The sequence below is a fragment of the Mycobacterium sp. 3519A genome, assembly GCF_900240945.1.
GTDB lineage: Bacteria > Actinomycetota > Actinomycetes > Mycobacteriales > Mycobacteriaceae > Mycobacterium.
This window is the reverse complement of sequence record NZ_OESG01000013.1, coordinates 873,655-886,197: the sequence shown is the minus strand read 5'-3', so window position 1 is coordinate 886,197 and position 12,543 is coordinate 873,655. Positions and strand designations below refer to the sequence as shown.

Below are 12,543 nucleotides of genomic sequence, written 5' to 3'. Positions count from 1 at the left end.
TAAGCTGCCCTACCGTGACGAGCCCGGAAGCGGCGGCGCAGCAAGCGGCGACCGCGATCATCGAGCGCACCGGCGTCCGCACCCACGACATCGCCGTCGTCCTCGGCTCGGGCTGGGCCCCCGCCGCGGCGCAACTGGGTGAACCGGTGGCGGTGGTTCCGATGGCCGAGTTGCCTGGCTTCACCCCGCCGACCGCCGAGGGTCATGGCGGGCAGCTGCTGTCGGTACACATCGGCGAGCACCGGGTGCTGGTGTTCGTCGGCCGCATCCACGCCTACGAGGGACACGACCTGCGCCACGTCGTGCACCCCGTCCGGACGGCGTGCGCGGCGGGTGCGCACACCGTGGTGCTGACCAACGCCGCGGGCGGCCTGCGCGACGACTACACCGTCGGGCAGCCGGTGCTGATCAGCGATCACCTCAACCTGACGGCCAGATCCCCACTCGTCGGCGCGCATTTCGTCGACATGGTCGACGCCTATGCGCCGCGGCTGCGGACACTGGCCCGCGAGATCGATCCCTCGCTTTCCGAGGGCGTGTACGCCGCGCTGCCAGGCCCGAACTACGAGACTCCCGCCGAGATCCGGATGCTGCGCACGCTGGGCGCCGATCTGGTCGGCATGTCGACCGTGCACGAGACCATCGCCGCCCGCGCCGCGGGCGCGCGGGTGCTCGGCGTATCGCTGGTGACGAACCTCGCGGCCGGTATGACCGGTCAGCCGTTGAGCCACGACGAAGTGTTGGAGGCGGGCCGTCGATCCGCGACGCGGATGGGCTCTCTGCTCGGCGCGGTGATCGCGCGGGTCTGACGGGTCAGCCGCTTGCTGATCCACACCACGCTGCGCGCCATCAACGGCGCCGCGAACAACATCAGCAGGATGCGCACCACCTGCGCGGCGATGATGAACGTCACGTTGGATCCGGTCTCGACGGCGGTCGCCAGCACGGCGTACACCCCACCGGGGCTGGTCGCGAGGTAGCCCTCGAGCGGGGTGAGCTTGGCGAAGTGGGCCAACACCACACCCAGTCCGGCCGTCGCGACGCCGAGCGCGACGATCAGACCGATCGCGGCGGGCAGCATCCGGCCGATCGCGCGCAGCGATTCCCTGGTGAACGCCAACCCGGCCTGCCAGCCGATCACCATGTAACCGGCCTGCACCAGCAGCGCAGGCACGGACAACCCGAAGGAGAAGCCGGTGACCTCCAGCGCCACGGTCAGCGCCATCGGGCCGAGCAGACCGGCGCCGGGCAGGTGGATCAGCTTGCCGGCCGTCGCGCCGACAAGCACGAGCGCGATCAACATGACGACGCTGAGATACCAAGGGGCGGTGCGGCTTTGCGTGACGGAGGCGGACGCATGCGATCTGTCCGCGTGATAGATCAAGGTCACCACGACGGGCATCGACGCCGTCACCAGGCCGACGCGCAGGTATTGCACAACGGAGACGACGCGGTCGTCGCCGCCGAGTTCGCGGGCGATCGCGACCAGACCGGACGCCCCGCCCGCCACCAGCGCGAGCGATCCCGTCAGCGGGGTGACGTCGCGGTGCAGTCCGAGCAGCGCACCCGCGACGATGCTGAGCAGCAGGGTGGCGACGGCGATCGCGAGGACGACCGGCCAGTCCTTGCCCAGTGCGCCCACAGCATCCTGATGGACCATCGTCCCTATGTAGACGCCGAGCACGCCTTGTGCGGCGATGCCTGCAATACGGGGTACCCGACTAGGAGCCAGCGATGTCAGCGCGAGCACGACCCCGACGACGAGGGCGGCGAACAGTGCGGCGGACGGCACACCGATGCGGGTGAGCGGGTAGGTGACCGCGACTGTGGTCGCGATCAGCAAGGCCCACCGGAGCATCCGCATCATATCGTTTACAAGTATGCCCTTGGTAAATCGCGACTGCAACATGCGGTGAGGTGCGTGACAGTCAGCAACTACCAAGGTATAACTTGGTTATGGCGCGTACAGATTCACCGGCGACCGAGCTGCGGGAATCGATGATGGCCGTCGCCAGGCAGATGCGCAGGCACCGGCTCGACCACGGCCTGACGCTCAGCCAGATGGAGCTGCTCAGCGAGATCAGCCGTGCCGGCGTCACCACGCCCGCCGAGCTCGCGAACCAATTGCATGTCCGCGTGCAGTCACTGACCGACAGCATCAACGAACTGCTCAGCCGCGACCTGATCGCGCGCCGCCCCGACGAGCACGACCGGCGCCGCCAGCTCATCGAACTCACCGACGACGGCGTCGCGCTGCTGGATGCCGACCGCGCGGAACGGGATGCCTGGCTGCATGCGACGATGCGCGACAACCTCACACCGCTGGAATTCGACCTGCTGATGCTCGTCGCGCCTGTGCTCCGCAAGCTGGCATACAGCGACGTGAAAGCGGGCACACTGACCGCATGACTTCGTCGCGGCACCAGCCGAGTATGGCGCCGTCCTCGGTTGCGCAGGAGTGGATCTCGCACGACCCCGATCCGGACACCGCCGCGGAACTGGCGGCGCTCAGCGAGGATGAACTCGACGAGCGGTTCGCCAAGCCGTTGACCTTCGGCACCGCGGGTCTGCGTGGCCCGCTGCGCGGCGGGCCGAATGGGATGAACCTGGCCGTCGTGCTGCGCACCACGTGGGCGGTCGCCAAGGTGCTCAAGGAACGGGGACTGGCGGGTAAACCGGTGATCGTCGGCAGAGACACTCGGCACAAGTCGGAGGATTTCGCCTTGGCGGCCGCAGAAGTGCTTGCCGCCGAGGGCTTTTCGGTGACCTTGATGTTCGTTGCGGTGCCGACGCCGGTCCTCGCGTTCGCGGTGCGGCACAACCGCGCGGCGGCGGGCATCCAGATCACCGCGTCGCACAACCCGCCGTCCGACAACGGCTACAAGGTCTACTTCGAGGGCGGGTTTCCGATCGTGCCGCCCATTGACGAGCACATCGAGCGGGCCGCCGCCGACGCGCCGCCCGCCGACGAGATCGCGCGCCAACCGGTTCAGCCGTCCGGCGTCGATGTGGTTCAGCACTACATCGAGCGGGCGGGACGGCACCGGCTCACCCACGGCGACGTGCGGATCGCGCTGACGCCGCTGCACGGGGTGGGTGGCGAGTTCGCGATGGACGCGTTGGTGCGGGCCGGGTTCACCGACATCCATGTGGTCGAGAGCCAGTTCGCGCCCGATCCGGACTTCCCCAGCGTCGCGTTGCCCAATCCGGAGGAGCCTGGCGCGGTCGACGCACTGTTGCGGCTCGCCGCCGAGGTGGACGCCGAAGTCGCCATCGCGCTGGACCCCGACGCGGACCGGTGCGCCGTCGGGGTGCCGACCCCGAACGGCTGGCGAATGCTTTCCGGTGACGAAACCGGTTGGCTGCTCGGCGATTACATCCTCACGCAGACCGAGCCCGGCCCGGTCTCCGAGGCCACATTGGTGGCCAGCACCGTGGTGTCGTCACGCATGTTGGCGGCCATCGCCGAGGACCACGGTGCCAAGCACGTGGAGACGCTGACCGGATTCAAGTGGTTGGCCCGGGCCGACGTGGACCGACCGGGCAGTACGCTGGTCTACGCGTACGAAGAGGCGATCGGCCACTGTGTCGATCCCGGTGCGGTCCGCGACAAGGACGGCATCAGCGCTGCGGTGATGGTGTGCGATCTGGTTGTCGCGCTGCGGGATGACGGCCGCACGGTGCTCGATGCGCTGGACGGCCTGGCGCGCAGGCACGGTGTGCACACCACGACGGCGGTGACGCGACACGTCGCAGACGTCGGCGAGGCGGAAGCGGTGATGGCCAGACTGCGCGCGACGCCGCCCGATCGGCTGGCCGGCTTCGAGGTGGCGGTGACGGACCTGAAGGCGTGGCGGCCGCCGACCGACGGGCTGGTGTTCTTCGGCGGCGATGAGCAGGACTGGGTCAGGGTGGTCGTGCGGCCCTCGGGCACCGAGCCGAAGCTCAAGTCCTACATCGAGGTTCGCTGCGCAAACTCCTCCGACCTCAAGGGTGCCCGCGCCAGGGCGGCGAAGCTTCGCGACAAACTGGTGGCCATCGCTGCGCAGTTCTGAGGCCCGGTGCTGGTAAAAGCAGGTACCTCACTACTCATGCAGAGCCCCCGGCGGCGAGTCAGCCTGGAGATACTCGATCCGTCACGCATGGGAGGTAGTGATGGCCATGCCCGCCCTGACCCTGCAGCGCCCGCACGTCGGCGTGATCACGGCGGTGGATCAGTCGACGAATTCCAGGCCGTATTCGGTGTGGCGGGAGCAGGCGCGTAGCCGACTGGCCGACCTTCGGGTACAACTCGACGAGTTGGAGACGGGCCCGAAGTCGGACAGTCATTGTCGCGAGGCGCGACGGCAACTCGACGAGGCACTGCAGATCATCGATGCGGCGCCGCGGCTGCGAAGCATGTGGAACGGCATCGACATCCAGGCCACCTGGTTTCGCATCCACGCGGTGGACACCGCGGTGATCCGCTTCGCCAGACCGCAAGTGGTCAGGGCGAAGCTGCCGGGCATCGTGGCCGACGGGGCGGAACTGCTCGGCAGCGATCACCCCCGCGTCGTCACGCTGCGCGAACTCGCCACACAAGCCGATTGGGACAGCCACGCCCGAGAGACCATCGTGCACAGCGTCAAGGCGGTGTACGACGCATCCGACAGCGAGAACATGCGGTTGCGCAGCTTCCGCAATCTGTTGTTCGGCGGCACGCTGGCGCTGGCGGTGATCGCACTCGCAGTCGCGTGCGTCGATTTCGCGTCACGCGGGCGTTGGGGTCTGTCGGATCCGATGACGAGCGCAGGCGCTCCGAGCATTCTCGTGATCGAGCTGCTGGGTCTGGTCAGCGCGAGTCTGGTTGGGGCGCTGGCACTTCGACGGATGCAGGGTACGTCCACCGCGTACTCGGTGCCGATGGCGACGATGCTGCTCAAACTTCCCGCGGGTGCGCTGACGGCGGTCGCAGGAGTGCTGATGATCAAGGCGGGCGTCGCGGGCCCGACGCTGACCGCCTTGAACGAGACGCACGTGATGGGTTACGCCTTGCTTCTCGGCGCATCACAGCAGGGCATCACCGGCCTGGTCGACCGTCAGGCGCAGAAGGTGCTCAACGGCATCTCGTCCAAGGACAACGGCTAGTCAACGCGGGCCGAACTGGCGGTCCCCCGCGTCGCCGAGACCCGGCACGATGTAGGCGACGTCGTTGAGCTTCTCGTCGATGGTCGCGGTGAACAACCGCAGGTTCGGCGCCACCTTCTCCAGTGCCGCAATGCCTTCCGGTGCGCAGACGACGCAGAGCGCCGTGATGTCGACCGCGTTGCGGGACTGCAGCAGGCGCAGCGTGTGCGCCATCGAACCGCCCGTCGCCAGCATCGGATCGAGCACCATCACCGGCTGGGTGCTCAGGTCGTCGGGCAGCGACTCCAAATACGGTGTGGGTTGGTGGGTTTCCTCGTCGCGGGCCACTCCGACGAACCCGACCCGCGCTTCCGGGATCAGCGCATGCGCCTGATCGACCATGCCGAGCCCGGCGCGCAGCACGGGCACCAGCAGCGGCGGATTGGCCAGTCGGCATCCGGTGGTTTCGGCCAGTGGTGTGCGGACCGGGACGGTGTCGCAGGCGGCGTCGCGCGTCGCCTCGTACACCAACATCAGCGTCAGGTCGCGCAGCGCGGCGCGAAACGCGGCGTTGTCGGTGCGCTCGTCGCGCAGGGTGGTCAGCCGCGCGGCGGCCAGGGGGTGGTCGACGAGGCGCACATCCATGCGCGGAACCCTAATGGAACCGAACCGCCGCCGCGGACGTCCTAACACGCATGTTCGCCGATACCGATGCCGTCCGCGCCTTCGGCTCAGCCAACTCGGCCCACGCGGTGGACCTCGCCGCGGTCGCGGCCGCCCTGGCGTCCACACCGAACGCCGCGTCGGACACGATGCTGGGGCCCGTCGGCACCCGGTTCCTGGCCGCATTGACCGAGGCCACCACCGAGGCTTCCCGGGCGGTGACGGCGTTGGCCGACCGGATGGAGACCGCCTGTCGCACAGCGCACCACGCGGCGGGCTCCTACGACAGCGCCGACGCGCAGGCGGGGACGCGAGTGTCCGGGGTGTACTGATGCCGAGTGCACTGGTGTTGGCGCTGACGGCTCCCATCCGTGAGGTGCAGTCGCTGATCGGCGCGGGCTGGTCGGGCGATCTGGGGCTGGCCGCGGCGCACGAGTCGCTGACCGACATCGCGTCGGCGTCCGGCCGCGCGTGGCTGCATGCCGGGCAGACGTGGTCGGGCGCAGGCGCGGACGCCGCGGCACAGTTCGCGGCGGCGACGGTCATCGCCACCGAGGCGCTGGCCGACAGGGTGCAGCAGCTCAGCGTGGTCACGCAGACCGCGGGCGCGGCGGTGGCCCGTGCCAACGACCGGCTAGAGGACATCGTCGAGCGATTCGAGGCGCGGGCCGCTGCTCTGGAGCCCTACCTCGACTCGCCTGCAGTGGAAAAAGAACTGCTTGCCGAGGCGCAGCGGGCGCTCGCCGAGGCCGTCGCGGTGGTCGAGGAACTGCGCGCAGAGTTGCGGGGGCACGCGACCACACTGAGCAGCCCGGCCTCGGCGGCGCCGGCGACCACGCCGGCGGGCATGGCCAGCCCGTCCATCCCGCCGATGAGCCCTATGCCCGGTACGGCGGCGCCGCCGCCGACATCGTCGGGCGGTTTCGGCGAGCTCGCCAAGCTCGCGTCGCATCCGGCGCCGCTACCGGATGCCGCGGTGTTCGGCGACGGGTTCGCGGTCCGGTTGCCCGACGGCAGCACCGCGATGGCGCCGAACCCGGTAGCGGCCAGCGCAGTTCGGCACGCGCTTACGCAACTCGGCGTGCCGTATCAGTGGGGCGGCACCGCGCCAGGCGTCGGGCTGGACTGCAGCGGACTCACGCAGTGGGCCTATCACGAAGCGGGCCTGGACATCCCGCGGCTGGCGCAGGAACAGGACATCGGGGCGGCCGTCGACGGCGGTTCGCTGCGGCCGGGCGACCTGGCGGTGTGGGACGGCCACGTCGCCATGATCGTCGGGAACGGGACCATGATCGAGGCAGGCGATCCCGTTCAGCTGTCACCGATCCGAACGACGAACGCGGGCCAAGGTTTTCAGGGCTTCTGGCGACCGACCGGGTGACCGGTCGTCAGTCATGCCGAGACGCTTCCTGAGCCAGTTGCACGCGCGAAGTGAGCCCTAGTTTGGTGTAGACGTGGGTGAGGTGGGATTGCACAGTGCGCGGAGAGATGAACAGCCTCGCGGCGATGTCGTTGTTGGCGAGGCCTTCACCGACCAATCGGACGACGTCCCGCTCGGCGGGTGTCAGTGACGCCCAGCCACTTGCGGGCCGCTTCCGTTCGCCACGGCGGCGCTGTATGTACGCGATCACCTCACCGGTCGACAATCCCGTCCCCTCGGCCCACGCGGAATCAAAGTCCCTGTCGCCCATTGCTTCACGGAGCGCAACAACTGCGGCTTCGTGAACGGAGTCGAAGATCTTGAAGCGGACCTGAGCGTTGCGCTGCCGTACACCATCTGCGGCGCCATACAGCCGCGCCGCTTCGCGATGCCTACCGGCGACCACAGCAATCAAGGCGTGAATGTCGAGATTGTCGGGAACACCTCCATTGGCCCCCACCGCGGCGACGATCGCGAGCGCGTCGTGCGCGTCTCGATCTGCCTGATCGGGGTCACCCTGCGATAACACCAACCCGGCACGCGTGGTCAGTGCCAGCGACAAGTGCAAACCGGTTGTCGTTGCGACGATATGGTCGGCCTGGCGCCGCGCAGCGGTCAGGTCGCCGCGCGCCAACGCAGCCTGGGCCGGGAAGATGTTCCAGATCGCCATCATGTTGGGTTGCACAGCGAGCAAGTGCCAGCCCGCCGCGATTGCTTCGTCCGCTGCGGCAACGTCACCGGCTGCAAGAGCCGAGGCGGTCAACGCGGCATGGGCAAGACCCGAGTAGAACCCCGGAAGGTCGGCGGCGTCGTCGATCGCCGCGCATGCCGCCTTCCTGGCCGCGATGGGCTCCCCGTGGTGCGCCAGCGTGAGTGCCAGCATGAAGAGAGCCGAACATCGCCAAACCACATCGTGAGCCTCGTCGCACTCCGCGACCACCTCGCGCAGTTGTGCCACGGCGTCGTCGATCTCACCGGCCATCAACAGGGCGATTCCGACGGCCCAACGACACCGCCGCGAGATTGTCCAGTCACCGATGGACTCGGCGATGGCGCGTCCCTCTTCGGCGGGAGCCCGAATGGCCAACGGTTCGCCCGTCGCGATCGCCCCAAGCGCCTGCCAGCCCAGGACGTCGCTGAGCCGCCAGGCGTCGCCTATCGAACGGACCAGGCCGATTGTCTCCTCGAAATAGGATCGGGCCACCTGCGGGTCGTAGACCGCGCTCGCACAGCAAGCGGTGAGGGCTCGTGCAACCAATGCGGGATCGTCGACTTCCCGTGCGATCGCCAGGGCTTCGCGGGCTTGGTCGAGGCGGGCGGTGGCGCCCGTATAAGCATCGAGCACCGCATAGTCGGCGAGCGCAGCTGCGCGCACTGCGGGATTCAGGTCAGCCAGCGCTGCGCGTTGGTCAGTGAGTACTGCGTCGAACCACGCCAGCCCTTCTCGTAAGCGGCCCCGCAGCACCCACAGCGCTTGCAAGGAAGAGGCCAGTTGCAACGCGCTCTCGAAGTCATCATTCTCCCGGCTCCACGCGAAAGCCGCCCGCAGGTTGTCGATTTCGCTGTCGACCTGCTCGAGGCGACGCTCGTGGCTGCTAACTGCCGGAGCGTCGAGCGCTGCTGCCATAGCCGTGTAGTAATCGCGATGCCGAGTTCGCGCATCGTCGGCATCACCGGACTCACCGAGCTTATCCAACGCATACTGACGCACCGTCTCGAGTAGTCGGTATCGCGTTGAGCTGTTTGTGCTTTCAGCGACAACGAGAGACTTGTCCACCAGAAGCGCGAGCAGATCCAGGACCTGAAATCGTTCGACGGGGCCGCCACAAGCGACCGCCGCTGCGGCGTCGAGATCGAACCCACCCATGAACACCGCCAGCCGGGCGAATACGACCCGCTCTGGGGCAGTCAGCAGCGCGTGGGACCAATCCACCGACGCCCGTAGCGTCTGCTGGCGACGCACGACCGTGCGTGCACCGCCGGTCAACAATCTGAAGCGGTCGTGAAGACCGTCGCGGATCTCGGTCAACGACAAGACGCGCACCCGTGCCGCCGCCAGCTCGATCGCCAACGGCACCCCGTCGAGGCGACGGCAGATTTCTGTCACCACCGCCGAATTCTCATCGGTGATGCGGAAGTTGGGCCGGACGTGCCGAGCCCGGTCGGTGAACAATTCGATTGCCTCGTCGGTCAGCGACAGCGACGGCACGCGCCAACTCACCTCGCCGGGTACCCCTATCGGCTCGCGACTCGTGGCCACTATCGTCACCGCAGTACATCCGCCCTGCACCGCGACCACCAGCGCCGCGCACGCATCCAGTAAGTGTTCGCAATTGTCCAGCACCAACAACATCCGCCGGTCTGCGATGAACCGCACGAGCAAGTCCATCGTGGAGTTGCCCTTCTGGTCGGGTAGGCCGAGCGCGCGGATCACTGCGACAGGCACCAGGTTCGGATCGGTGATTGCGGCGAGATCGACCCACACACCACTGTCGAATTCGTCAGCGAGTCTTGACGACATCTCGATCGCCAGACGAGTCTTGCCGATACCGCCTGCCCCGGTCAGCGTCACAAGACGGGTGGAGGCAAGGAGCCCGCGCAGATCGTCGAGGTCGGTCTGGCGGCCGACAAAACTCGTGAACTGCTCTGGAAGATGTTGGGGTGCAATGGTTTGCCGAACTCGCAGCGGAGAGAACTCGTTGCGCAGGTCGGGGTGACACAACTGCACCACGCGTTCTGGGCGCGGGAAGTCGCGCAGTTGATGCAGGCCGAGATCGATCAGCCAGGTATCGGCAGGCAGCCGATCGGCAACCAGGTCTTCGGTGACCCCAGTCAGGATTGTCTGCCCACCGTGTCCCAGGTCGCGAAGCCGGGCGGCCCGGTTGATGGTCGTCCCCATGTAGTTGCCTTCGTCACGCAGTTGCACCTCACCGGTGTGCACGCCAATGCGCAGCCGGATCGGCGCCAGCGGTGCCCGCTGCAATTCCAGGGCGCACGCCACCGCGTCACTGGCACGCGCGAAGGCGATGACGAAACTGTCGCCTTCGCCCTGTTCGACGGGCCGTATGCCATGGTGGATCGCGACGATGTCGCACATGATGTGATCCAGCCGCGCGATCGCAGCCGTCATCGCCTCCGGTTCGGATTGCCACAACCGCGTTGAACCCTCGATGTCGGCCAGTAACAGCGTCACCGTCCCCGTCGGCAGCTCGCTCACGCCCAGATCGCTCCAGTTCAACCGTGGCGTATCCGCCTTCGGCCCAGTTCCGTTCATGTTAGCCAGCATGCAGTGCCCAATACCGTGAAACATCAGCGGAACCGCGTAGATTGCCTCGGTTGCGGCGCGGATATGCGACCCGGCACCGCGCTGATTTACGCGTTCTCGCCGACGATCTCGCGCCGACGACATCGGATCCTCGACTTGTAACCACCCGAGGAGGCCACGATGAGCGTTCACCCCAGCCCAGCAAGGGGCGACTGCAAATCCGCGGTACCAGAACTGGACCGGGAAGCGGCACGGTCGGCGATCAAGACGGCGACGGAGCGGTTCACCGCACTGCTGCGGGAGGTCGACGACACTCAACGCCGGGCCGCCGGTACTGATTGGAGCGTCGGCGAGACCGCCGCCCATGTTCTCATCGTGCTCAACGCCTTCACTGCGGCCATAACCGCGCAGCCTCAAGTGCTTAGCGCGAAGCAGTACCTGGACGCAGACTTCCCTACCCGGCTGGCGGCGTGCAACGCCTCCACCATCGCTACGGTCGACCACACTGATGCGGGACGGGTCGCGGAGCTGATCGCCGAGGGCGCACAACGGTTTTTACGACTCGCGACGACGGCCGACCCGACCATGGAGTGTGAGACGCCGTGGTATGGCGCGAATCGAACCCGCTCCGTGGACTGCCTTACCGCGCTGGCGCTTGGAGAATTGACGGTGCACGGATATGACATCGCCAGAGGAACGGATCGGCCGTGGCCGATCTCCGCGGCGCACGCCAAACTCATCGTCGGCACGGTGTGCCCTCAGATGTCGCCACTGGTGGTGCGACCCGACGCGGCACGCGATGTGCCCGCAACGTATGAGATTCGGCTGAGGGGTAATGGGCCCCGATATGTCATTCGAGTGGCTGACGGGACGGCCGAGGTGCGGGCCGCAGACGGGCCCGTGGACTGCGTGCTGTCCGCCGATCCGGTGACATACCTGCTGGTTACCTACGGGCGAATGCCGGTGTTTCGAGCGCTACTGCGCGGCGGGATTGTGCCGATGGGCCGCCGACCGTGGCTCGGCCTTCGCTTCAAGGAACTGTTCTACAACCCCTGAATCGGCCTGGCTAGCCGCGGCTGTCGTGCAACTGCGCGGTCAACCCGAACGCCTCAACGAGCGTCAGCCAGTCTCCCCCGGAGACCACATACGCGGGGCGCTCGTTCGGCCTTGCCGCATTCACACCCCAGGAAAACCGGAATTCCGACCGCACGAGGTCGAGACATCCGATGGTGAGCGGCTGCGCACCCGGCACACCGATGACGAGGCCGGTGATCACCGGGTAGCCATGTGCAGTGCCGTCGCCGCTGACGGCGCCTTCCGGCCGAAACGCCGCCGGTGTTGCGGCGACCTGTGCCATAGCCGCCGAGGCACTCATCACATCGCTGCTCGGGTCGATGATCCGGATCGCGTCGTCGCCAACGTCGAGAAACAGGCTTGGCTGGGTATGCAGGTGCTTCCGAAAACCAAGCGGCCCAACCTCTTCGGCCAAGTACGGGTTCGGATACAGCAGACACCTGGTCGCTCCCTCCGGCGCAGGCCGACGCTCGCCCAGTGCGAGGACCTCCTCGAACTCCGAGGCCCACACCCACGCGTCGACGCCGGACACCGGCGGCGCGTCGAGTCGCATCTCCGAAGCAATCCGGCTGTCTCGCCCGCCGAGGACGAAGCGATGCGAGCCGGAATGCAGGTGAAGCGCCACGCCCATCGTCACCCATGGGCCCAGTTCGGCGTGCGCAAGCGAAAACACCTTGCCGGGAGAATGATCGACGGCCACGCCGTCGCTCGTGACGGTGATGAGAATCTTTCGCCGCGAACGCCACCACATGTAGGCGGGCCACACCAGGGAACCCAGCACGATCACCGCGCTCACCGCGCTCAAGGACCAGGCGATCCACGGCCTCAACGGCTTCACCATCGTCAGCGCGAACGCCGCCGCCGCGAGCACGGCGTACAAAGCGTAGAAGATGACCTTCCGCGTCCCGCTGAAGAACTCGTTCACCTGGGTGGAAATGGACGGGGCGAACGCGACGAATTGGCGCGACACCGCCGATCCTCGTCAACACTCATGCCGGGAAGTATTCGGTAACGG

Annotated in this window: 11 protein-coding genes; 7 read left to right on the top strand and 4 right to left on the bottom strand. The window is 67.4% G+C overall.

Annotation, left to right across the window (positions count from 1 at the left end; translation table 11 throughout):
• Positions 1-14 precede the first annotated feature (14 nt).
• Positions 15-809, top strand: a complete 795-nt coding sequence (locus tag C1A30_RS12135) for a purine-nucleoside phosphorylase (protein ID WP_101948561.1) — start codon at positions 15-17, stop codon at positions 807-809.
• Here the strand turns inward: C1A30_RS12135 and C1A30_RS12130 are convergent.
• Positions 716-1,867 carry an AbrB family transcriptional regulator gene (locus C1A30_RS12130; protein WP_101948560.1) on the bottom strand — a complete coding sequence of 384 codons (1,152 nt, stop codon included), beginning with the start codon at positions 1,865-1,867 and terminating at the stop codon, positions 716-718. The two genes, C1A30_RS12135 and C1A30_RS12130, sit on opposite strands and share 94 nt — an antisense overlap.
• 89 nt (positions 1,868-1,956) lie before the next feature.
• Between C1A30_RS12130 and C1A30_RS12125 the strand changes: the two genes are divergently transcribed.
• From C1A30_RS12125 to C1A30_RS12115, 3 genes are all read left to right on the top strand, one after another.
• Positions 1,957-2,409 carry a MarR family winged helix-turn-helix transcriptional regulator gene (locus tag C1A30_RS12125; protein WP_101948559.1) on the top strand — a complete coding sequence of 151 codons (453 nt, stop codon included), beginning with the start codon at positions 1,957-1,959 and terminating at the stop codon, positions 2,407-2,409.
• Entirely contained in the window at positions 2,406-4,055 is a 1,650-nt protein-coding gene (locus tag C1A30_RS12120; RefSeq protein ID WP_101948558.1) for a phospho-sugar mutase, read from the top strand. Before C1A30_RS12125 ends, C1A30_RS12120 begins: the two co-directional genes overlap by 4 nt.
• 100 nt (positions 4,056-4,155) lie before the next feature.
• The gene (locus C1A30_RS12115; RefSeq protein WP_101948557.1) at positions 4,156-5,127 is read left to right on the top strand and encodes a hypothetical protein; all 972 of its coding nucleotides are present in this window, start codon (positions 4,156-4,158) and stop codon (positions 5,125-5,127) included.
• On the opposite strand, the gene upp is transcribed toward C1A30_RS12115, so the two are convergent.
• Positions 5,128-5,751 (bottom strand): uracil phosphoribosyltransferase, encoded by a 624-nt coding sequence (gene upp / locus C1A30_RS12110; protein WP_101948556.1) that lies wholly within the window; start codon positions 5,749-5,751, stop codon positions 5,128-5,130.
• A gap of 50 nt (positions 5,752-5,801) precedes the next feature.
• On the opposite strand from upp, the gene C1A30_RS12105 reads away from it, so the two are divergent.
• Positions 5,802-6,101 carry a type VII secretion target gene (locus tag C1A30_RS12105; protein ID WP_101948555.1) on the top strand — a complete coding sequence of 100 codons (300 nt, stop codon included), beginning with the start codon at positions 5,802-5,804 and terminating at the stop codon, positions 6,099-6,101.
• Positions 6,101-7,150 (top strand): C40 family peptidase, encoded by a 1,050-nt coding sequence (locus tag C1A30_RS12100; protein WP_101948554.1) that lies wholly within the window; start codon positions 6,101-6,103, stop codon positions 7,148-7,150. The genes C1A30_RS12105 and C1A30_RS12100 overlap by 1 nt, the downstream gene beginning before the upstream one ends.
• 7 nt (positions 7,151-7,157) lie before the next feature.
• Here C1A30_RS12100 and C1A30_RS12095 read toward each other — a convergent pair whose 3' ends face one another.
• A complete protein-coding gene (locus C1A30_RS12095) occupies positions 7,158-10,475 on the bottom strand; it encodes a LuxR C-terminal-related transcriptional regulator (RefSeq protein ID WP_101948553.1) in 3,318 nt (1,105 codons plus the stop codon).
• A 159-nt stretch (positions 10,476-10,634) separates the two neighbouring features.
• Here C1A30_RS12095 and C1A30_RS12090 point away from each other — a divergent pair, with 159 nt between their 5' ends.
• A complete protein-coding gene (locus C1A30_RS12090; protein ID WP_101948552.1) occupies positions 10,635-11,510 on the top strand; it encodes a maleylpyruvate isomerase N-terminal domain-containing protein in 876 nt (291 codons plus the stop codon).
• 10 nt (positions 11,511-11,520) lie between these two features.
• On the opposite strand, the gene C1A30_RS12085 is transcribed toward C1A30_RS12090, so the two are convergent.
• A complete protein-coding gene (locus C1A30_RS12085) occupies positions 11,521-12,498 on the bottom strand; it encodes a hypothetical protein (RefSeq protein ID WP_101948551.1) in 978 nt (325 codons plus the stop codon).
• Positions 12,499-12,543: the final 45 nt, after the last annotated feature.